At 68.5% G+C, this 21,877-nt stretch carries 13 protein-coding genes; 7 read left to right on the top strand and 6 right to left on the bottom strand.

The genetic code is table 11. The annotated features are described in order from the left end of the window. Window positions 1–424 precede the first annotated feature (424 nt). Window positions 425–3,631: a discoidin domain-containing protein gene (locus tag ACYX7E_RS10360; RefSeq protein ID WP_462080501.1), complete on the top strand. Its 3,207-nt coding sequence runs from the start codon at window positions 425–427 to the stop codon at window positions 3,629–3,631. Window positions 3,632–3,710: 79 nt separating this feature from the next. Here the strand turns inward: ACYX7E_RS10360 and eda are convergent, their stop codons facing one another. The 5 genes from eda to zwf form a co-directional block, all read right to left on the bottom strand. Continuing rightward, window positions 3,711–4,361, bottom strand: a complete 651-nt coding sequence (eda, locus tag ACYX7E_RS10355; protein ID WP_462080500.1) for a bifunctional 4-hydroxy-2-oxoglutarate aldolase/2-dehydro-3-deoxy-phosphogluconate aldolase — start codon at window positions 4,359–4,361, stop codon at window positions 3,711–3,713. Between the two features lie 158 nt (window positions 4,362–4,519). Continuing rightward, window positions 4,520–6,436 (bottom strand): phosphogluconate dehydratase, encoded by a 1,917-nt coding sequence (gene edd, locus ACYX7E_RS10350; RefSeq protein ID WP_462080499.1) that lies wholly within the window; start codon window positions 6,434–6,436, stop codon window positions 4,520–4,522. 34 nt (window positions 6,437–6,470) lie between these two features. Beyond that, the gene (gene pgl, locus ACYX7E_RS10345; RefSeq protein ID WP_462080498.1) at window positions 6,471–7,226 is read right to left on the bottom strand and encodes a 6-phosphogluconolactonase; all 756 of its coding nucleotides are present in this window, start codon (window positions 7,224–7,226) and stop codon (window positions 6,471–6,473) included. Next, the gene (gene glk, locus ACYX7E_RS10340) at window positions 7,223–8,233 is read right to left on the bottom strand and encodes a glucokinase (RefSeq protein ID WP_462080497.1); all 1,011 of its coding nucleotides are present in this window, start codon (window positions 8,231–8,233) and stop codon (window positions 7,223–7,225) included. The genes pgl and glk overlap by 4 nt, the downstream gene beginning before the upstream one ends. Then, window positions 8,230–9,648, bottom strand: a complete 1,419-nt coding sequence (gene zwf, locus ACYX7E_RS10335; protein WP_462080496.1) for a glucose-6-phosphate dehydrogenase — start codon at window positions 9,646–9,648, stop codon at window positions 8,230–8,232. The genes glk and zwf overlap by 4 nt, the downstream gene beginning before the upstream one ends. 797 nt (window positions 9,649–10,445) lie before the next feature. On the opposite strand from zwf, the gene ACYX7E_RS10330 reads away from it, so the two are divergent. From ACYX7E_RS10330 to otsA, 4 genes are all read left to right on the top strand, one after another. Next, window positions 10,446–11,570 (top strand): ABC transporter ATP-binding protein, encoded by a 1,125-nt coding sequence (locus tag ACYX7E_RS10330; RefSeq protein WP_462080495.1) that lies wholly within the window; start codon window positions 10,446–10,448, stop codon window positions 11,568–11,570. A 334-nt stretch (window positions 11,571–11,904) separates the two neighbouring features. Then, window positions 11,905–12,606, top strand: a complete 702-nt coding sequence (gene otsB, locus ACYX7E_RS10325) for a trehalose-phosphatase (RefSeq protein ID WP_462080494.1) — start codon at window positions 11,905–11,907, stop codon at window positions 12,604–12,606. A gap of 38 nt (window positions 12,607–12,644) precedes the next feature. Further along, on the top strand, window positions 12,645–14,462 hold the full coding sequence (locus ACYX7E_RS10320; RefSeq protein WP_462080639.1) for a glycoside hydrolase family 15 protein: 1,818 nt from the start codon (window positions 12,645–12,647) through the stop codon (window positions 14,460–14,462). Further along, window positions 14,459–15,883, top strand: a complete 1,425-nt coding sequence (gene otsA, locus ACYX7E_RS10315; protein WP_462080493.1) for an alpha,alpha-trehalose-phosphate synthase (UDP-forming) — start codon at window positions 14,459–14,461, stop codon at window positions 15,881–15,883. The genes ACYX7E_RS10320 and otsA overlap by 4 nt, the downstream gene beginning before the upstream one ends. 154 nt (window positions 15,884–16,037) lie before the next feature. On the opposite strand, the gene ACYX7E_RS10310 is transcribed toward otsA, so the two are convergent. Then, on the bottom strand, window positions 16,038–17,180 hold the full coding sequence (locus ACYX7E_RS10310; protein WP_462080492.1) for an alpha/beta fold hydrolase: 1,143 nt from the start codon (window positions 17,178–17,180) through the stop codon (window positions 16,038–16,040). Between the two features lie 321 nt (window positions 17,181–17,501). On the opposite strand from ACYX7E_RS10310, the gene smc reads away from it, so the two are divergent. Together smc and zipA are read left to right on the top strand one after the other, a co-directional pair. Further along, window positions 17,502–21,005: a chromosome segregation protein SMC gene (gene smc / locus ACYX7E_RS10305; protein ID WP_462080491.1), complete on the top strand. Its 3,504-nt coding sequence runs from the start codon at window positions 17,502–17,504 to the stop codon at window positions 21,003–21,005. 70 nt (window positions 21,006–21,075) lie between these two features. Continuing rightward, entirely contained in the window at window positions 21,076–21,840 is a 765-nt protein-coding gene (gene zipA, locus ACYX7E_RS10300; protein WP_462080490.1) for a cell division protein ZipA, read from the top strand. The last annotated feature ends 37 nt before the right edge of the window (window positions 21,841–21,877 follow it).

The raw sequence follows: 21,877 nt of genomic DNA, 5'->3' as shown, positions 1-21,877 counted from the left end.
CGGCAGCGCTTGCGAGCCACCGGCTCGCGCTGCCGCGAACGCATGGGCAGGATGCCCGGGCCGGCATATCCGGAGCCGGTATGTCCCGCCATGGATGGCAGCGTGACCGTTGCAGCGTGGGACCGCGAGCCACCGGCTCGCGCTGCCGCGAACGCACGGGCAGGATGCCCGGGCCGGCGTATCCGGAGCCGGTATGTCTCGCCATGGATGGCAGCGTGACCGTTGCAGCGTGGGACCGCGAGCCACCGGCTCGCGCTGCCGCGAACGCACGGGCAGGATGCCCGGGCCGACTCTCTTCTCAGGCACAGGGATCGTGCCGCCCCGTTGGCCATGCGCGTCATCGTGGTCATCGCCATGGCCTTGGCCATGGCCGACCTGGGGGATAATCCACTGCGCCTGCAGGCGCCGGCATCATGGAGGTGACATGCGTCATTGGCTGATCGTTCCCGTTTCGACCCTGCTGTGGCTGGGCAGCCTGCCCGTGGCTGCGCAACCGGTCCCACCCGACGTCAGCCAGGTCCGCGTGCTCGACGATTTCTCCACGTCCACGCATTGGCGCGTGGTGACGTCGAACCAGGTCAGCGGCACGCTCCGCAGCGTCGAAGGCGAGCAGGGCCCGGCCCTGTGCCTGGACTACGATTTCAATGGCGTGTCCGGCTATGCCGGCATCCAGCGCGACCTGAAACTGACCTATCCCGAGAACTACCAGTTCCGTTTCCGCCTGCGCGGCGACACGCCCAACAACGACCTGCAGTTCAAGCTGGTCGATGCCAGCGGCGACAACGTTTGGTGGGTCAACCGGCCGCGCTACGACTTCCCGCGCCGCTGGCGCGAGGTGCGCTACAAGCAGCGCCACATTGACAAGGCCTGGGGGCCGGACCCGGACCGCGTCCTGCGGGCCAGCGAGAAGGTCGAGTTCACGATCTACAACAACGTCGGCGGGCGCGGCTCGGTCTGCTTCGACGAGTTGAGCCTGGAACCGCTGCCGGTCGACGACGGCTCGCCGTTGCGCCCGGTGCAGGTGCTGGCCACGGCCAATGCCGACGAGGCGATGGCGATCGTCGATGGCGATCCGGACACCGCATGGGAAGCGCCGATGGCCGAGCACGCGCTGGCGCTGGACCTCGGCCGAGTGCGCGAGTTCGGTGGTTTGCGCCTGCGCTGGAACGACGGCAAGCAGGCGTCGCGCTATTCGGTGGAATTGTCCGACGACGGCGAGCGATGGCGCGCGGTCCGCGATGTCCGCGACGGCAATGGCGGCGACGACTGGCTGGCGTTGCCCGAGTCGGAAGCGCGTTACATCCGCATCGAACTGCAGCAGGGGCCGGGCCGGCGCTTCGCGCTGGCCGAGGCCGAAGTGCTGCCGCTGGCGTTTTCCGCGCATCCCAACGACGTCATCAAGGCGATGGCCGCGAAGGCGCCCAAGGGACAGTTTCCGCGCGGGTTTTCCGGCGAGCAACCGTACTGGACGATCCTGGGCATCGATGGCGGCGACCAGCAGGGCCTGATCGGCGAGGACGGCGCGGTCGAGGTCGCGCGTGGCGGCTTCAGCCTCGAACCGTTCGTGCTGGTCGACGGACGCCTGGTCAGCTGGGCGGACGTGACCCCGGTGCAGTCGCTGGACCAGGGCTATCTCCCGATGCCGCAGGTGCAGTGGACGCGCGACGATCTCGACCTGCGCATCAATGCCTTCGCCAGCGGCAACCGACGCGAATCGCAGCTGGTGGTCCGCTATCGACTGACCAATCCGGGCCCGGCGACGCGCGACTACACGCTGGCGCTGGTGGCCCAACCCTTCCAGGTCAACCCGCCGAGCCAGTTCCTCAACACCATCGGTGGCGTCAGCCGGATCGAAGCGCTGTCGATCAAGAGCGGCACGCTGTCGGTCGCAGGCGTGCCGCGCGTGTTCTCCAAGCAGGTGCCCACGTCCGCGTTCGCGACCACGTTCGATGCCGGCATGGCGGTCTCGCACCTGGCGGGTTCGCCTGCGGGCGGATCAGGACAGACTGGTTCAGGCCAGACTCGATCAGGCCGGGATGCGAAGTGGCCGACGACGACCAGCGTCGAGGACCCGACCGGCCTGGCGTCGGGCGCACTGCTGTACCAGATGCGGCTGCGCGGCTGGGAGTCGCGCGAGATCTCGGTAATGGTCCCGATGACCGGCCGCTCGGTGCTGGCGCAGCGCTGGTGGGATGCCGGCCTGCTGCAGCAGGCGACGGCCGAAACCTGGCAGCACAGCCTGGACAAGGTCCGCTTCAGCGTGCCGCCGCAAGGCCAAGCGCTGGTCGACACGCTGCGCACGTCGACCGCGCACATGCTGATCTCGCGGATCGGTCCCAGGCTGCAACCGGGCACGCGTTCCTATTCGCGCAGCTGGATCCGTGACGGCGCGATGATCTCCGAAGGCCTGCTGCGGATGGGGCGCGAGGACGTGGTGCGCGACTACGTCGAATGGTATGCGCCGTACCAGTTCAAGAACGGCATGGTGCCGTGCTGCGTCGACGATCGCGGCAGCGACCCGGTGCCGGAGAACGACAGCCACGGCGAGCTGATCTTCAACATCGCCGAGTACTGGCGCTATACCGGCGACGATGCGTTCCTGGAGCGCATGTGGCCGCACGTGCTGGCGGCGTTCGAGTACATGGAAGTGCTGAGCCAGAGCGAGCGCACGCGTGCCAACCAGGCTAGGAATCCCGCGTTCTACGGCATGATGCCGGCGTCGATCAGCCACGAAGGTTATTCGGCCAAGCCCATGCATTCGTACTGGGACAACTTCTGGGCGATGCGCGGTTACAAGGACGCGGTGCAGGTGGCGCAGGCACTGGGCAAGACCACCGAACATGCGCGGATGGTCGCCGCACGCGACCGCTTCCGCGCCGACCTGCAGGCCTCGCTGTTGGCGGCTGCGAAACTGCACGGCATCGACTTCCTGCCCGGCGCGGCGGAGCTCGGCGATTTCGATGCGACCTCGACCACGATCGCATTGGCGCCGGGCGGCGAGATGCACCAGTTGCCGCAGGACCTGCTGCACAACACCTTCGAGCGTTACTACCGCGAATTCGTGCAACGCCGCGACGGCCAGCGCGAGTGGAAGGATTACACGCCGTACGAGTGGCGCAATGTCGCGGCCTTCGTCCGCTTGGGCTGGCGCGAGCGCGCCTGGGAGGTCGTCGATTACTTCTTCAAGGACCGCGTGCCGCAGCCTTGGAACCAGTGGGCCGAGGTCGTCTCGAAGACGCCGCGCAAGCCGTTCTTCCTCGGCGACCTGCCGCATGCCTGGGTCGGTTCGGACTTCGTGCGTTCGGCGCTGGACATGTTCGCCTACGTGCGCGAGAGCGACGAGAGCCTGGTGCTGGCCGCGGGCATTCCGGCCGACTGGCTGGACCATGGCATCGAGGTCCATGGCCTGCGCACGCCCGATGGCGAACTGGGTTACCGGCTGGCACGCCACGGCGACACACTGGTGCTGGACGTCGATGCGGACGCCGGCATGCCGGTCGGGGGCCTGGTGCTGCCGTGGCCTTACCCATCGATCCCGGGCGCCACCACCCTCGACGGCGAGCCGGTGCAATGGCAGGGCCGCGAGCTGCGCATCGGCAAGCCCGGCGCCAAGGTCGTCATCAAGCTATAGGGCGGGTCTCGACCCGCGATTCCTCCCCATCCACCCCGGCACGATCCATCCACCACGCCGGGCCAAGCCCCGGCCGACGTTAGCGGTTGCGGACGATCTGCGCGGCCTTGGCCGAGCTGTCTTCGACCTTGTCCCATTCGCCGTTGTCGAGCCAGGCCTTGGGCACCATCCACGAGCCGCCGATGCACAGCACGTTGGGCTGCTTGAGATAGTCGCCGGCGGTGTCTTCGCCGATGCCGCCGGTGGGGCACAGCTTCAGGTCGGTGAGCGGGCCCGCGAGGCCCTTGAGCATCGCCAGGCCACCGACCGCACTGGCCGGGAACAGTTTGCAGACGCGGAAACCGCGCGCCATCAGCGACAGGAATTCGGTGGGCGTCGCGCCGCCGGGGACAACCGGGATCGGTGCCTTGGCCAGCGCGTCGGCGAGCGCCGGTGGCGTACCCGGCGTCACCAGGAAATCCGCGCCGGCGTCGATCGACTGCTGGATATGCAGTTCACTCAACACCGTGCCGGCGCCGATGACGATCTCGGGCAGTTCGCGCTTCAGCGCGGCCAGCGTCGCCAGCGCGGCTGGCGTGCGCAGCGTCAGCTCCAGTGAGGTCAGGCCGCCCCTGAGCAGCGCCTCGGCGATCCGGCGCCCCTGGTCGACGCTGTCGACCGTGATGACCGGCAGGATGCCGGCGTTGCGCAGGAAGCGTTCCGCGGTGTTCTGGTGGACTTCAATGGACATCGGCAGCGGTTTCCTTCGTTCGTGAGGGTGGGGCGGTCGACCCCACAGACAGGCGGGCTGGCATCTGGAGGGAGCAGGCAGGCAACCCGCAGGCCGTTCGCGTGGTGCAGGCACTCACGCGGGCGGTCATGCGCGCGGCGCGCTAGGCATCCTTGCTTCTAGGCATCCTTGGCTTCGTGCGGCGCGCTGGCGGCTTCGGCGTTGCAGCCCAGGTCGTACTCGGCGTCGTAGTCCCATTGGCCGCCGTCGCGTGCCGGCGGCCCGCAGGAGATCGACAGTGCGCCCTGGTCGGCAGGCGTCACCACCTGGCGGTTGATCGCGAACAGGTTGCGCCCGATGTCCCATGCGGGAACGGCCGTGCTGGGGGCGACCGTGCGCGCGTTCCACTCGTCGGCATCGACCAGCACTTCCAGCGTGCCGGCCTCGCCATCGAGGCGCACGATGTCGCCTTCGCGCACCTTGGCGATCGGGCCGCCGTACGCGGCCTCGGGCGTGACATGGATCGCGGCGGGAATCTTGCCCGACGCGCCCGACAGCCGGCCATCGGTGACCAGGGCGACGCGCCTGCCCTGGTTCTGCAGCATGCCCAGCAGTGGTGCCAGCGAATGCAGTTCGGGCATGCCGTTGGCCTTCGGGCCCTGATAGCGCACGACGGCGACGAAGTGCTCGGGCAGCACGCCGGCGGCATGCAGCTTGTTGAGGCTGCGGGGATCGTCGACGACGACGGCCGGCGCTTCGATGGTGCGGAATTCGGGCTTGACCGCCGACAGCTTGATCAGCGAACGGCCGATATTGCCGCGCAGCAGGCGCAGGCCGCCCTGGGCTTCGAACGGGTCCGAGACCGGACGCACCACGCTGGTGTCGGCGCTCTCGGCGATGCCGGGCACATACTGCAGCGCGCCGTCGAGCAGGCGTGGTTCGTCGCGCCAGGCGCCCATGCCGCCGGGCATGATCGTGGTCAGGTCGGCGTGCATCAGGCCGGCGTCCATCAGCTCGCGGAACACGAAGGCGATGCCGCCGGCCGCGGCGAAGCGGTTCACGTCGGCCTCGCCATTGGGGTAGACGCGCGACAGCAGCGGCACGATCTGCGACAGCGCATCCATGTCGTCCCAGGTCAGCACGATGCCGGCCGCACGCGCGACCGCGATCCAGTGGATGGTGTGGTTGGTCGAGCCGCCGGTCGCCATCAACGCGACGATCGCATTGATGATCGCGCGCTCGTCGATCAACTGGCCCAGCGGTCGGTAATCGCCGCCGAGGGCGGTGATGCGCAAGGCGCGTTCGGTGGCGGCGCGGGTCAGCACGTCGCGGATCGGCTGGTCGGGATTGATGAACGAGGTGCTGGGCAACTGCACGCCCATCGCCTCCAGCAGCACCTGGTTGGAATTGGCGGTGCCGTAGAACGTGCAGGTGCCGGGTCCGTGGTATGAACCGGCCTCGGCTTCGAGCAGCTCCTCGCGCGTCGCTTCGCCAGCAGCGTAGCGTTCGCGGACTTCGGCCTTCTGCTTGTTGGGGATGCCCGGCGTCATCGGGCCGGCCGGGATGAACACCGCCGGCAGGTGGCCGAAGGCGAGGGCGCCGATCAGCAGGCCGGGCACGATCTTGTCGCAGACACCGAGATACACGGCGCTGTCGAACATGTCGTGCGACAGCGAGATCGCAGTCGCCTGGGCAATGATGTCGCGCGAGAACAGCGACAGCTCCATGCCTGCGCGGCCCTGGGTCACGCCGTCGCACATCGCCGGCACGCCGCCGGCCACCTGCGCGGTGGCGCCGAGCGCGCGCGCGGTGTCGCGGATCAGGTCCGGATAGTGCTCGAACGGCTGGTGTGCCGACAGCATGTCGTTGTAGGCGGTGATGATGCCGAGGTTGGGCGTGGCATCGGCACGCAGGCGCGACTTGTCGGTCGGGCCGCAGGCGGCGAACGCATGCGCGAGGTTGCCGCAGCTCAGGCGGCTGCGCAGCGGTCCGTTGGCATGCATCTGCGCAATGCCGTCGAGATAGGCCTGGCGGGAGGCGCGGCTGCGCTGGCGGACGCGTTCGGTGATGTCGTGGAGTACAGGATGGAGGCTCATTGGCGTTGGCGATGAGTCCGTGTCAGGAAAGGCCTCATGGGCACCAGTGCACATCGAGAGGCGGGCCCGGCGTGGTGTAGGCCACGCGGATGGGATATTCGAAAGGATCGTCGGCAGCCAGCACGCGGTCGAACAGTGCACGCTTGCGCTCGCCACGGATCAGCAGGATGCGCGCGCTGGCGGGCGCCAGGCCTGCCGGCGTCAGGCTGATCCGGCGACGCCAGGTGCCGGCGCCGGGGCAGCCGGCGGCATCCACAGGCACATAGGATTCCGGCGACGCGAAGGCCTCGTCGAGATCCTGCATGCCGGGGAACAGCGAGGCGGTGTGACCGTCCTCGCCCATGCCCAGCACGACGACGCCGGCCGGATGGCGCGCGTGCAGGTTGGCGATGTTGACCGCCTCCTCGATGCTGCGGCCGGGACGGGTCAGGGTCTCGAAACGGGTGTTCGCGGCCTTGTTCTGCAGCAGCGACTGGCGGACCAGGCGTGCGTTGCTGTCGGGGTCGTCGGGCTGCAGCCAGCGCTCGTCGACCAGCGCGACATCCACGCGGTCCCAGTCCAGCGGGGCCTTGGACAGCGCGGCGTAGATCGGTGCCGGCGTGGTGCCGCCCGACAGCAGCAGGCGGCCGCGCGGGCGCTGCTGCAGGTCGCGGCCCAGCGCCGACGAAATCGCGATCGCCGACGCCCAGATCCACTGCATCTGCGAATCGTAGGCGTGGAAGCGCACGCGCGATCCGGCGATCAGCGTGCTTGCCGCGTTGGGGGCAGGGGAGGTCTGCGACGCGCTCATCGGGCCATGGTCGCATTGTTTGCGTGACGGCAGGCCATCGCCGCCGCGCCCAGCAGACCGGCATGCGGATGCAGCACGGCGATGGACGGTACGCGCGCCATGTTCGGTGAGAACCGGCCCTTGTGTTCGAAGCGCTGGCGGAAACCTGAATGCAGCAGTTCGTCGAGCATCCGTGGCACCAGTCCGCCGGTCAGGAACACCCCGTCCCAAGCCCCCAGCGTCAGCACCAGGTCGCCGGCAATCGCGCCGAAGATCGCGCAGAACAGATCCACTGCGCGCATGCAGCGCGGATCGCCGGCGCGGGCACGCGTGGTGATGTCAGCCGGCAGCATCGGGCCGGGATCGACGCCATCGATCTCGCTGAGCGCGCGATGGAGGTTGACCAGGCCGGGGCCGCAGATCAGGCGCTCGTTGGACACCCGCCCGAACTGCGCCGACAACCGGTCCAGGATCTGCAGTTCCTCCGGCGTGCCGGGCGGGAAACTGACATGGCCGCCTTCGGTTTCCAGCGGATAGGCGACGCCGCCACGCAACAGCAGGCCGGCCACGCCCAGGCCGGTGCCCGGGCCGATGACCGCATAGGTGGCATCGGCCGTAGCGCTGGCGGGCTGCCATTGCGTTCCGCCGATCTGCTTGACGTCGGCGGCCTGCAGCAACGGCACGGCCATTGCCTGCGCGGCGAAGTCGTTGACCAGGTCGATGCGCGAGAAGCCGAGTTGCTGGCCGGTGCGCTGGCGCGAGATCACCCAGGGATGGTTGGTGATGCGCGCCTCGTCACCGTCGACGCGGCCGGCGACTGCGAACACCGCGGCATCGACGTCGTGGCCGGCGTGTCCGCAGGTGTCGAGGTAGTGACGGGCGGCATCGGCCAGCGACGCGAAATCGGCGACCACGAACGCACGGATGGTCTCGTCCAGCAACGGCGACGGCGACGCGGTGTCGGCCAGTGCGAAACGCGCATTGGTACCGCCGATGTCGGCCAGCAGGACGGGACGCTGCACGCTCATGCCTTGCGGCCACCGTTGCCGGGCAGGGTCGGCAGGAACGGTGCCGCTTCCGTGGGCCCCCAGGAGCCGGCCGGATAGCCATGCACGGGCACCTTGGCCTGGTCCCAGGCCTGGTTGATGCTGTCGATCCAGCGCCAGGCGGCGTCGACTTCATCGTCGCGCACGAACAGGGTCTGGTCGCCCTTCAGCGCGTCGATCATCAGGCGCTCGTAGGCGATGCGGCGCTTGGGCGGCAGCATCGACAGGTCCAGCGACATCGGCTCGAGTTCGGTGGCGCCCCACTCCGGGGCGGCCAGGCTGCCCATCAGGCCGAGCTCGATGGTTTCTTCCGGCTGCAAGCGCATGCGCAGGCGGTTGGGCTGCGCATGGCGACGGTCGGGCCGATCGAAGACCCAGTGCGTGACCGGCTTGAACGAGACGATGACCTCGGTCGCGCGCGACGGCATGCGCTTGCCGGTGACCAGCCGGAACGGCACGCCGGCCCAGCGCCAGTTGTCGATCCATGCGCGCAACGCGACGAAGGTCTCGACGTCGCTGTCGTGCTGGAAGGCCTTGGCGGCCTTGCCGTCGACGACGCCGTCGCCATAGCGTCCGCGCACGCTGTCGATGGCGGCATCGGCGGCGGTCATCGGGCGCAGTGCGCGCAGCACCTTGCGCTTCTCGTCGCGGATGCTGTCGGCGTCGAGCGCTGCGGGCGGCTCCATCGCGATCAGGGCCAGCAACTGCAGCATGTGGTTCTGGACCATGTCGCGCAGCGCGCCGTAGTCCGCGTAATAGCCTTCGCGGCCGTCGACGCCCGCGGTCTCTGCGACGACGATGTCGACCGATTCGATCCAGCGATGCTGCCAGACCGCTTCCAGCAGGGTATTGCCGAAGCGCAGCGCCAGCAGGTTCTGCACCGGCGCCTTGCCCAGGTAATGGTCGATGCGGAAGATCCGCGATTCGTCGAGGGCTGACTTCAGCGTTGCGTCGATCGCATGCGCCGAGGCCAGGTCGTGGCCGATCGGCTTTTCCAGGACCAGCCGCGACGGCGCTTCCAGCAGGCCGGCGGCTTTCAGTCCGCGACAGGCCGGCTCGAACAGGTTGGGCGGCGTCGACAGGTAGCTGACGGCGGGACGGTCGGCGTACTGCGACAGGGTCGCGGCCATCGCCTCGGCGTCGTTGAGGTCCAGTGCGTGGTAGCGCGTGCGTGCCAGCAGGTCGTTGAGCGTGGAGGCGTTGCGGTCGGCGTCTTCCTGGATGTGTTCGCGCAGCCAGCTGCGGAAGCCGTCGTCGCTGTGTTCGCTGCGGCCGATGGCAATGACCCGGAATGTTTCCGGCAGCAGCCGGTCGCGCAGCAGGTGCAGCAGCGAGGGAAACAGGTAGCGTCGCGCGAGGTCGCCGGTAGCGCCGAACAACAGGATGGTGTCATGCATGGACGCGTGCGGATCCTCGTCTGGGGATGTCGGAGAGTGGTCGGCCGGGGCGCATGCCTGCGCGGCGCGAACCGCAAGAGTAGCAGTTGATCTGTCGGTTTTGCGCGACCCCGCAGGCGCTGTCGGAGGCACGCGAGAATTTATTTCTTCTGGCATGACCGGATGTCCATTCCGGCCTGTCCACGGCTGTCCATGAGACAGCGACTGTCCTGTTGGCAGAGGTGGCATCCACGCCTACCCATGGGGTGCGATGGTCACCCGACATGCGACGCATTCCGTTTTGGCGGGTCGTCGTCGATGCGGCGTGGCGTTGGTGTCCGACCAGGTTGCGATGCGCCGCGCATGGCAACGTGGAACGGGGGGCGTGCCGGAGGACGCGTCCTCCTTGCAGGGTCTCATTGCAAGGAGGCGTGTGCTGCGGACACGACATGTCCTGGCGCGTATGCAGGCGAGGAGTCGTTGCATGTAAAGGGGCGTTGTCGTTGCGCAGGCCCGCCTGCGCTTGCACGCACGCCCAGCAGGGGCGTGCGTGCGAGCGGCAACGGGAATCGAAGACGGGCATGTTCAGGCCTGGTCGGGCAGGGGAGGGCTACGGGCCCCGGTCGGCGCGCCCGCGGCGTGGGGTGCCGGGTGGGCGTCGCTTGCGGGATTGGAAAATACTGCCATGAAAACGATTACATGCGAGAATGCCACGACAATCCATCCCTTGCATGGGCTGGATGGGGGCGGGCGTCCCGGATCGCGGCGCCAGCCCCGATGCCACCCCAGTTCCCAGAATCCGCCTGAACGGAGTCCAGATGGCCAAGGTGCAGTTGGAAACACTCGGCAAGCGCTACCCCAATGGCCATGTCGCGGTCGCGGAGGCCTCGTTCGAGGTCGCGGACGGCGAGCTTCTGGTGCTCGTGGGGCCATCCGGCTGCGGCAAGTCGACGTTGCTGCGGATGATCGCGGGCCTGGAGTCGATCACCTCGGGCACGCTGCGGATTGGCGAGCGCGTCGTCAACGATGTCGCCCCGAAGGATCGCGACATCGCGATGGTGTTCCAGAACTACGCGCTGTATCCGCATATGAGCGTGGCCGAGAACCTCGGTTTCGGCCTGAAGCTGCGAGGCTTCGACAAGGCGGCGGTCGACGCGCGCGTGCGCGAGTCCGCGAAGATGCTGGAACTGGACCAGTTGCTGGATCGCAAGCCCGGACAACTGTCGGGTGGCCAGCGCCAGCGTGTCGCGCTGGGACGCGCGCTGGTGCGCCAGCCGCAGGTGTTCCTGCTCGACGAGCCGCTGTCCAACCTCGACGCCAAGCTGCGCGGCAGCATGCGTGTCGAGATCGCGCGGCTGCATCGCCAGCTCGCCGCCACCATGATCTATGTGACGCACGACCAGATCGAGGCGATGACCCTGGGTCAGCGCATCGTGGTGCTCAAGGACGGGCTGATCCAGCAGATCGATATGCCGATGGTGCTGTATGCGCGGCCTGCGAATGTGTTCGTGGCGACCTTCCTCGGTACCCCGCAGATGAACCTGCTGCGCGCGACATCGGGAGGGCTGGTCGGCAGCGATGGCCACTTGGCGCTGACGCTCGCGAACGGCCAGGCGATCGCGCTGGCGGACGCGCCGGCCACCCGCTGGCTGCAGGCCCATCCGGACAGGGACGTCGTCATCGGCGTGCGCCCCGAGGATCTGCTGGTGCTGGCGGACGACGATGCCGGGCCAGGCCTGCAGGCGCTGGTCGAGGTGGTCGAGCCGGTCGGCAGCGAAGCCTTCGTGATCCTGCGTTGCGGCGACGAGCGGCTGACGATCCGCGTATTGCCCGGTCAGATTCCGCAGGTGGGACAGCAGGTCCGGCTGGGTTGCGACGCGCAGCGCTTGCATCTGTTCGATGCTGCGACCGAGGAACGCATCGAGACCACCGCGACGGCGTGATCGCGCTGGCCCTGTGCTGGCATCAGGTTCACATGCGCGCATCTTCGTGCGCATGCATGACCATGCAGGCCTTTACATGACGGCCACGCCGGCACCAGCGTCCCCAGCATGCATCGACGATGACGCCGGAACCTTCTTGCAGCGCCGCGACGCATCCGCGCAGTCCGGCATGCCGTGATCGGCGTCGCGCGTCGGAATGCACGGGTGTTGACTGCGCAATGAGGGATGTTGCGGCGCAATAACCGTAGCTTCACCTTGCATGCGGCATGATCGATTCATGCACCCCCACGCTTCCAGACGACGGCCACCGCCGGCGCCTTTGCATGGCATTGCGTTGTTTCTTGATGTCGACGGCACCCTGCTGGGGTTCGCCGATCGGCCGCAGGACGTGCGTGTGCCTGCGGGACTGACGGACAGCCTGCTCGCGCTGTCGCGTCGTTTCGGCGGTGCATTGGCCCTGGTCAGCGGTCGCCAGATTGCTGTACTCGATACCCTGTTCGCACCGTTGCGGTTACCCGCTGCCGGCCTGCATGGCCTCGAGCGTCGACACGCGGAGCTGCAGCAGTCCTCGGTCTCCCCGGTGGCCGACGGGACGCTCGCGGTCGCCAAAGCCGATGCCGTTGCGGCACTGTCTATGTGCACAGGCGCGCTGATTGAAGACAAGGGCGCGGCGTTCGCGCTGCACTGGCGACAGGCGTGGGATCCGCGGCAGGCCGCCATCGTTGCGCATGGCATCGGCGATCGCCTGCTTGCGCGGTTGCCCGGTTATCGCCTGCAGGCGGGTGATCACGTGCTCGAACTGCGGCCCGATGCCGCCGACAAGGGCAGCGCCATCGCGGCATTCCTGCAGGAGTCGCCCTTCCGGGGGCGCAGGCCGGTCTTCGTCGGCGACGACCTGACCGATGAAAGCGGGTTCATGACCGTCAATCGCCATGACGGCATCAGCGTGCTGGTGGGCGATCGCGCCGACAGTGCGGCCAACCATGGCCTGCCCGATATCGCATCCGTACATGCCTGGCTGGAGAGTCTGAGATGAATGAAGTCCACACCCGAGATGCCGCCAACACCGAACCGATGGATGCGCCATCGGCGGCGCTGCCCTCTGTCGCGTCGATACAACAGACGCTCGACCTCGGTGTGATCGGCAATGGCAGCTTCGGCGCGCTGATCGACCGGAAAGCCCGCGTGGTCTGGAGCTGCCTGCCGTCGTTCGATGGCGATCCGGCGTTCTGTGCGCTGCTGTCGCCGCGCGACCATGACGGCGGCGACTTCGCGATCGAACTCGTCGACCTGGCCTCGAGCGAGCAGCACTACCTACCCAACACCGCGATCCTGCGCACGGTGCTGACCGATATCCGCGGCGGCTCGCTGGAGATCCTCGACTTCGCGCCGCGCTGGCGCCAGCACGACCGCTTCTACCGGCCGGTCAGCATCATCCGCCAGGTGCGACCGCTGTCGGGACATCCGCGCGTGCGCGTGCAGGTCCGGCCGCTGTCGGACTGGGGCGCCACGGTGCCGCAGACCACCTGGGGCAGCAACCACGTGCGCTGGCTGCTACCGGGGTTCACGCTGCGACTGACCACGGACGTGCCGATCCGCTTCATACGCGATGCCTCCGAGTTCGTACTCAACCACGACGTGCACCTGGTACTCGGTGTCGACGAGACCCTCGATCGCTCGATCTCCGGCTACGTCCACGAGGCGCTGGAGAAGACGCGCGACTACTGGCGCGAGTGGGTGCGCTACCTATCGGTGCCGCTGGAATGGCAGGAGGCGGTGATCCGCAGTGCGATCACGCTGAAGCTGTGCCAGCACGAAGACAGCGGCGGCATCATCGCCGCGATGACGACCTCGATCCCCGAGGCGCCCGGCAGTGCGCGCAACTGGGACTATCGCTACTGTTGGCTGCGCGATGCGGCGTTCGTGGTGCGCGCGTTGAACCGCCTGGGCGCGACGCGCTCGATGGAACAGTTCATCGGCTACATCTTCAACATCGCCACCCATGACGGCAGCCTGCAACCGCTGTACGGCATCGATTTCGCCGAGCAGTTGCACGAGGAGGAAGTCGCCAGCCTGCGCGGCTATCGCGGCATGGGCCCGGTGCGTCGCGGCAACCTGGCCTGGCTGCAGAAGCAGCACGATGTCTACGGTAGCGTGGTGCTGGCCTCGACCCAGCTGTTCTTCGACCTGCGCCTGGTCGATCCCGGCGATGTCTCCACCTTCGAGCGCCTGGAGCCGCTGGGCGAACGCGCGTTCGCGCTGTACGACGTGCCCGATGCCGGGCTGTGGGAATTCCGTGGCCGTGCCGAGGTGCATACCTACACCGCAGCCATGTGCTGGGCGGCCTGCGACCGGCTGGCGAGGATCGCGGCCGAGCTCGGCCTCGAGACGCGCGAGGTGCTGTGGCGCGAACGCGCCGACATCATCCGCGCCCGCGTGCTCGCCGAAACCTGGAATCCGGAGCTCGGCCACATCACCGATACCTTCGGCGGCCATCGTCTGGACGCGTCGTTGCTGCTGCTGGCCGAGATCGGCCTGGTCAAGGCCGACGACCCGCGCTACATCGCCACTGTCGATGCGATCGGGCGCGACCTGCGCCGCAGCGACGCGCTGTTCCGCTACATCGCGCCCGACGACTTCGGCGAGCCCGAGACCAGTTTCACGATCTGCACGTTCTGGTACATCGACGCACTGGCCGCAATCGGCCGGGTCGACGAGGCACGCGAGCTGTTCGAGCGCGTGCTGCAACGGCGCAACCACCTGGGCCTGCTGTCGGAGGACCTGAGCTTCGACCACGGCGAGGCTTGGGGCAACTTCCCGCAGACCTATTCCCATGTCGGGCTGGTGACCGCGGCGATGCGGCTGTCGCGGCCCTGGCAGGACGCGCTGTGAGCCGGCTGGTCGTGGTCTCCAACCGGGTTGCACTGCCGGGCGAGAGTCGCGCCGGCGGCCTGGCGCTTGGGCTCGACGGCGCGCTCAAGGAACGCGGTGGCCTGTGGTTCGGCTGGAGCGGCCGCACCGTGCAGGAGGACAGCGGTGCGCTGCACGAACAGGTCGCAGGCGACATCCGCTACATCACGATGGACCTCAGCCGCGCCGACCACGCCGACTACTACAACGGCTTCTCCAACCGCACCTTGTGGCCGCTGCTGCATTTCCGCCTCGACCTGGTCGATTACAGCCGCGAAACCCGCGAAGGCTACCGTCGCGTCAATGCCCTGTTCGCGGATCGGCTGGCGCCGCTGCTGCGCAGCGACGACACGGTCTGGATCCATGACTACCACCTGATTCCGCTGGGCTTTCTGCTGCGCGAGCGCGGCATCGACTGCCGGATCGGCTTCTTCCTGCATGTGCCGATGCCGTCGGCCGACCTGGTGGCGGCGCTGCCCGACCATGCGCGCCTGTTCACCGCGCTGTACGCCTATGACCTGGTCGGGCTGCAGACCGCGCGCGACGTCGACCGCTTCCGCAGCTATGTGCGCCTGTTCGGCGGTGGCGGGATGGTCGACGACGACACCGTGCAGGCCCCCGGCGGCCGTCGCCTGCGCGTGGGCGCGTTTCCGATCGGCATCGATCCCGACCGCATCCAGAAGCAGGCGGCGTCGGCGATGGCCAAGCCCGCGGTGCGCGCGCTCGCGACCAGCCTGGAGCAGCGGGCGCTGGCGATCGGCGTTGACCGGCTGGACTATTCCAAGGGCCTGCCCGAGCGCTTCCATGCGTTCCAGCGTTTCCTGGAGCGGCATCCGGCCGAACGCGGGCGCATGACCTACCTGCAGATCGCCCCGGTGTCGCGCGGCGATGTCGACGAGTACCGGCAACTGCGCGACGAACTCGAGCAGATCGCCGGGCACGTCAACGGCACCCACGCCGAGCCCGACTGGACACCGCTGCGTTACGTCAACCGCAATTTCGCGCATGCCACGCTGACCGGCTTCTACCGGCTGGCGAAGGTGGCGCTGGTAACCCCGCTGCGCGATGGCATGAACCTGGTCGCCAAGGAGTACGTCGCCGCGCAGGACCCCGAGGACCCCGGTGTGCTGGTGCTGTCGATGCTGGCCGGCGCGGCGCACGAGCTCGACAGTGCGCTGCTGGTCAATCCTTATGACCTCGACGGCGTCGCCGATGCGATCGCGCGCGCCGGGGCGATGCCGCTGAAGGAGCGCAAGGAACGCTGGGCGGCGATGATGGAGCGCATCGAGCGCAACGACATCCATGCCTGGTGCAGCCGTTTCCTGGCGGCGCTGGAGAGCAGCCACGGACTGGCCTCGAGCCGGGCCTGCCTGCCGGTGCCGGGCGCGCGGTCGGAGCATTGACTGCCCCGACGTGGCGCGATGGCTCGGTGCCGTGGCGCTGTGGAGCCGAAGTGCCGGCAAACAGGGTGGCGCATGGACCGGCCGGCCGGAGGTCGCGGCCGCAGGTGAGATCGGCAGGCGCGCCCTCAGAAGGCGCGCCTTCTCCGGGTCCCGGTCAGCGGGCAGGCATGACTGCCATCCCGGCGGGAGGACCGGCGACCGGCACAGCCTGGGTTGCTTCATCCGCTTGAACTGCTGGAGCCGCCGGCGTCCCGCCCGCCTGGGCGCCGCGCACCTCGTTGACGGTCTCCTGGATCGCGCTGATGACCGCATCCGGCCGGTCGAACTGGATGTAGTGGGTGGCGTCGCCGAGCAGGCGTTGCTGACCACGCGTCGACCAGGCCGTCTGTTCGGCGTTGAGCTGCTTCCAGTTGTCCTTGATGCGCGCGGCCACCTCGGGCGTGTGGCCCATGGCTTCGATTTGGCTGGGCGTGAACGGCGCCATCGCGGTCAGGACCAGCAGGGGCCGGTCACCGAAGTCGTGCGCCGACATGGCCTGCTGCATGCTCCGCTCGCGACCTTCGATCTCCGACAGCGCGCCCTTGAGCGACTTCGGACCGTAAGCTTCCTTGGCTGCCGAGATCTCGGCCGGGACCCGGGCGTCGCCTTTGCCGCGCATCGCGAGGCGCACGATCCCCAGGCCCGACAGCGCCGATGCAAGTTTGATCTTGCCCAGGCCGTCCTTTGCGTTCACCGGCTGGTTGGTGACTTTCTGCAGGCGTTCGGCCTGCTCGGGGTGCGAAGGATCGACCAGCACCAGCCCGGCGACCTGCTCGCCATGCTTGCCGACATAGGTGGTCACGTAGGGGCCGCCGATCGAGTGCCCGACCAGGACCAGCGGGCCGCTGATTCCGGCCGAGGCCAGGGTGGCGTGCAGGTCGTCGGCAATCGCCACGGCGTCCTGCGGGGTCGACTTCGGGTCGCTCCACATGATGCCGGCGCGGTCATAGGCGCAGGCGCGGGTGATGCCGGCGACGGCGTCATGGACCAGGGCCCAGTCCAGCGAACCGCCGGTGCCGAGGCCGGCCTCGAAGACCACCGTGGGTGAGCCGGAGCCGCGGCAGTCGAGATGCATGTTGCGACCGCCGATATCGACCAGCTGACCGGGCGGCGGGTAGTCGCGGGCGGCGCTGCGCTTGCCTGCGAACTCGTAGATCGCACCACTGCCGGCCAGCAGGACGATCGCGGCCAGAAGGCTGATCCCCAGCCATTTCAACCCACGCTTGAACCGGGGCCAGCGTGTGACGTTGTTGTTCATGTGGAGCCTTGGGCAGATGGGGGGGGCTTGGATGTGGCGGAGACTTGCGCAGACGGGACGGCAAGCCGCGCGGAGCATAGCGGACCTGCCGACGCCACCGCATAGGCCAGAAGTGTCGCTGCCTAAATAGGGAGGCACGACGGCCCGGGGCTTGGCATCGCTTGGCAGGCATGGCTCGCTATACTGGCCCCGAAAAGGCTGTCAGTTCCGCGCAGGCTTCCGTCAAATCAATGACTTGGAGCGGTTGCCTGCTTCTGTTACCCCTATCCAACCGTGGCGGATCCCCTGGTTCCCGCGCGGTCGAGGCCAACCGAACACCGCATGCGCCTGTCCACGATCAAGCTCGCCGGTTTCAAATCCTTCGTCGATCCGACCACGCTGCACCTGCCCACCAACATGACCGGTGTGGTCGGTCCCAACGGTTGCGGCAAGTCCAACATCATCGACGCGGTGCGCTGGGTCATGGGCGAATCTTCGGCCAGCCGCCTGCGTGGCGACTCGCTGACCGACGTGATCTTCGCCGGATCCACCGCGCGCAAGCCGGTGTCGCAGGCGATGGTGGAGCTGATCTTCGACAACGCCGACCACACGATCGCCGGCGAGTACGCCGCGTTCAACGAGATCTCGGTCAAGCGCACGGTCAGCCGCGATGGCCAGAGCGGCTACTACCTCAACGGCGCCAAGTGCCGCCGCCGCGACATCACCGACCTGTTCCTGGGCACCGGCCTTGGCCCGCGCAGTTACTCGATCATCGAGCAGGGCATGATCAGCCAGGTCATCGACGCCAAGCCCGAGGACCTGCGCGTCTATCTCGAAGAAGCCGCCGGTATCTCCAAGTACAAGGAGCGCCGCAAGGAGACCGAGACCCGCATCCGCCACACTCGCGAAAACCTCGACCGCCTCAACGACCTGCGCGAGGAAGTGGGCAAGCAGCTGCAGCACCTGGCGCGCCAGGCCCGGCAGGCCGAGCAGTACACCGCGATCCAGGCCGAGCGCCGGGTCAAGGATGCCGAATGGAAGGCGCTGGAATGGCGCACCCTCGACGCCCAGCTGCAGGCGCTGCGCGAAGGGCTGTCGCAGGAAGAAACCCGGCTGCAGCAGCTGATCGCCGAGCAGCGCGAAGCCGAGCGCGAACTCGAGACCGGCCGTGGCCGTCGCGAAGACGCCTCCGCGGCGTTGAACAAGGCCCAGGCCGAGAGCTACGAAGTCAGTGGCACGCTGGCACGGATCGAACAGCAGATCGCGCACCAGCGCGAGCTGTCGCAGCGGCTGGTCAAGGCGCGCGAGGAAGCCGAGGCCGCGCTGAACGAAATCGGCGAGCACATCAGCGGCGATCAGACCCGCCTGGAAATCCTGCATGAAGGCGTGGCCTCGCACGAGCCCGAGCTGGCGCAACTGCGCGAGGACGACGAGATCCGCCAGGAAGCGCTGCGCGAGGCCGAGGCCGCGGTCGCCGACTGGCAGCAGCGCTGGGAAGCGCACAGCCGCGAACAGAACGAGGCGGTCCGGGCCGGCGATGTCGAGCGCACCCGCGTCGACTACCTGGACCGGCAGTCGCTGGATGCCGAGCGTCGCCGCGAGCAGCTGAGCGCCGAACGCGCCGCGCTCGATGTCGACGCGCTGGGCGAGGCCTTCGAAGCGATCCAGCTGCGGCACGAGGAACAGAAGATCGCGCTGGAAACCCTGGGCGAGGACCTGGAGCTGCGCAAGCAGGCCGCGCTCGATGTCCAGGACCAACAGCGTGGCGCCCAGAACGACCTGTCGGAAGTACGCAAGCGCACCCAGGAAGCACGCGGCCGGCTGTCGTCGCTGGAGACGCTGCAGCATGCAGCGCTCGGCCAGGAGCAGGGCGCGGCGGTGGCGTGGCTGCGGCAGCGCGGGCTGGATTCGGCGTCGCGCGTCGGCGAGCAGTTGCAGGTCGAGCCGGGCTGGGAAAACGCCGTCGAAAGCGCGCTCGGCCAATTGATTGAAGGCGTGCTGATCGACCATCCCGAGCAGCTCGTGGATGCCCTGGCCGACCTCGGCGAAGGCCGGCTGGCGCTGGTGGCCTCCGCACGCGGCGACGCCACGTTCGCGCCGACCTCGCTGGCGGCCAAGGTGCAGGGGCCGCTGGCGATCCGTCGCCTGCTTGCGCGCCTGCATGTCGCCGAGTCGCTGGGAGAGGCGCAGGCCCTGCAGGCCGGTCTTGCCGACGGTGACTCGGTCATCACGCGTGCGGGTGAGCGGCTGGGCGCGGGCTGGGTGCGCGTGATGCGCTCCGGCGCGGCGAAACAGGGCGCCCTGCTGCGCGAACGCGACATCCAGGCCCTGCGTGCGGAGATCGAGACCCTGCAGGAACGCGAACAGGCGCTGGAAGCCGACATCGCCAGCGGCCGCGAGCGCCTGCTGGCGGCCGAGCAACAGCGCGAGGAAGCGCAGCGCAGCCTGTACCTGGCGCATCGCGGCGTGTCCGAACTCGCCGGCCAGCTGCAGAGCCAGCAGGGTCGGCTGGAATCGGCCCGCGCGCGGATCGAGAAGGTCGAGGCCGAACTGGGGCAGTTGATCGAGGCGATCGACAACAGCGGCCAGCAGGCGCGCGAAGCCCGTGGCCGGCTGGACGACGCGGTCGGCCGCATGGGCGAGCTGGAAACCACGCGCGCCGCGCTGGAAGCAGAACGCCGCAACCTGGTCGAAGCCCGCGATGCCACCCGCAACGTCGCCCGCGACTCGCGCGAACGTGCGCATGCGCTGGCGCTGATGCTGGAATCGCAGCGTGCGCAGATCGCATCGCTGACGCAGTCGCTGGAGCGCATGGGAGGCCAGCGCGGCCAGCTTGACGCCCGCCTCGGCGAGCTGTCGGCGCAGCTGTCGGAAGGCAGCGATCCCAACGAGACACTGGAACACCAGCGCCAGATCGCGCTGGAATCGCGCGTGGACGCCGAGCGCAAGCTGGGCGCGGCGCGGTCGGCGCTGGAAGGCGTCGACAACGAGATGCGCGTGTTCGAGCAGACCCGGCAGGCGCGCGACACCCAGGCGCTCGCGCAGCGCGAAGCGATCTCGCAGCGCCGGCTCGACCAGCAGGCACTGGCGATCAAGGCCGAGCAGTTGTCGGACGCGGTCGTCGAGGCCGGCTTCGTGCTCGAGGAGGTCATCGCCGGGCTGGCCGACGAGGCCAGCGCACCGGCCTGGGAAAAGATCGTCGTCGATTTCGACGCCCGCCTGCGCCGCCTGGAGCCGGTGAACCTGGCCGCGATCGCCGAGCATGCCGAGGCCGCGCAGCGCAAGGACTATCTCGACGCCCAGGACGCCGACCTGACCACCGCGCTGGAGACCCTGGAGGACGCCATCCGCAAGATCGACCGCGAGACCCGCGGCCGCTTCAAGGACACCTTCGACAAGGTCAATGCCGGCGTGCAGGCGTTGTACCCGCGCCTGTTCGGTGGCGGCCACGCCTATCTGGAACTGACCGGCGAGGACCTGCTCGATACCGGCGTGGCGATCATGGCGCGCCCGCCGGGCAAGCGCGTGTCCAACATCTCGCTGCTGTCGGGCGGCGAGAAGGCGATGACCGCGGTCGCGCTGGTGTTCTCGATCTTCCAGCTCAACCCGGCGCCGTTCTGTCTGCTCGACGAGGTCGACGCACCGCTGGACGAGGCCAACGTCGGCCGCTTCACGGCGATGGTCAAGGAGATGAGCGAGAGCGTGCAGTTCCTGTTCGTCAGCCACAACAAGGCGACGATGGAGGCCGCATCGCAGCTCAGTGGCGTTACCATGCGCGAGCCGGGCGTCAGTCGTCTGGTGTCCGTCGACCTCGCCGAGGCGGCGCGTCTGGCCGGCGCGGCCTGAGCGTGCCCCGGAGTCAGCCCGATGACAAGCACCCGATCGCACAGCACCTGATGATGGAGTACCCAGCGACATGACCGAACTGCGGATTGGCATCCTCATTGCCGGCGTCCTGCTGATTGCCGCGATCTGGTACTTCGGCACCCGTCCGCGCACCGGCCAGGGCCGCAGGGTCGAGCGCGACGATCCCGCGCGTGCCGCGACCGGCACGGCCGGCGATCGCCAGGAACCCACGCTGGGCGCGCAGATCGAACAGGAGTTGTCGAGTACGGGCCAGGGCGATGCCGCCAGCGACCTGCAGGTGCAGGCCGAGATGGAGCTGCTCGACAGCACCGTCGGCAGCGTCTCCCCGAACAGCCAGCTCGGCAAGCGCAGCCACGAGGACTTCGACAAGATCGTCACGCTGTATATCGCGGCGCGCGCCGGCCAAGTGCTGCGGGGCCCCGACATCGTGGTCGCCGCCGAGAAAGCCGGCCTGACCTATGGCCACATGAACGTGTTCCACCGCCTGGTCGAGAGCCATCCCGAGCGCGGCCCGATCTTCAGCCTGGCCAACATCAAGAAGCCGGGCAGTTTCGAAATGTCCGAGATCCAGGCCATGGAAACACCGGCGATCGCGTTCTTCCTGACGCTGCCGGCGCCGGTCAGTGCGCTCGATGCCTGGGACGCGATGCTGCCGACCGCCGAGCGCATGGCGGAACTGCTCGATGGCGTGCTGCTGGACGAACAGCGCAATGCGCTGGGCCGCCAGCGCATCGCCGGGCTGCGCGACGAACTGCGCGCCTATGACCGCGAGCAGCAGGCGCAGGCGCCGGTGACGCGCAGTCCGCGCTGGTAAGGACCGCGCTGGTCAATGCCGGATCGGCACTCGCCCG

This window comes from Luteimonas sp. RIT-PG2_3, assembly GCF_054902115.1.
Note: the sequence above shows the minus strand (reverse complement) of the source record. Positions and strands in the feature narration are given on the sequence as shown.

Bases quoted from the DNA above. Each gene is read 5' to 3' on its own strand.
- ACYX7E_RS10360 (WP_462080501.1), top strand. From the start codon at position 425: ATGCGTCATTGGCTGATCGTTCCCGTTTCGACCCTGCTGTGGCTGGGC.
- eda (WP_462080500.1), bottom strand. From the start codon at position 4,361: ATGTCCATTGAAGTCCACCAGAACACCGCGGAACGCTTCCTGCGCAAC.
- edd (WP_462080499.1), bottom strand. From the start codon at position 6,436: ATGAGCCTCCATCCTGTACTCCACGACATCACCGAACGCGTCCGCCAG.
- pgl (WP_462080498.1), bottom strand. From the start codon at position 7,226: ATGAGCGCGTCGCAGACCTCCCCTGCCCCCAACGCGGCAAGCACGCTG.
- glk (WP_462080497.1), bottom strand. From the start codon at position 8,233: ATGAGCGTGCAGCGTCCCGTCCTGCTGGCCGACATCGGCGGTACCAAT.
- zwf (WP_462080496.1), bottom strand. From the start codon at position 9,648: ATGCATGACACCATCCTGTTGTTCGGCGCTACCGGCGACCTCGCGCGA.
- ACYX7E_RS10330 (WP_462080495.1), top strand. From the start codon at position 10,446: ATGGCCAAGGTGCAGTTGGAAACACTCGGCAAGCGCTACCCCAATGGC.
- ACYX7E_RS10320 (WP_462080639.1), top strand. From the start codon at position 12,645: ATGGATGCGCCATCGGCGGCGCTGCCCTCTGTCGCGTCGATACAACAG.
- ACYX7E_RS10310 (WP_462080492.1), bottom strand. From the start codon at position 17,180: ATGAACAACAACGTCACACGCTGGCCCCGGTTCAAGCGTGGGTTGAAA.
- smc (WP_462080491.1), top strand. From the start codon at position 17,502: ATGCGCCTGTCCACGATCAAGCTCGCCGGTTTCAAATCCTTCGTCGAT.
- zipA (WP_462080490.1), top strand. From the start codon at position 21,076: ATGACCGAACTGCGGATTGGCATCCTCATTGCCGGCGTCCTGCTGATT.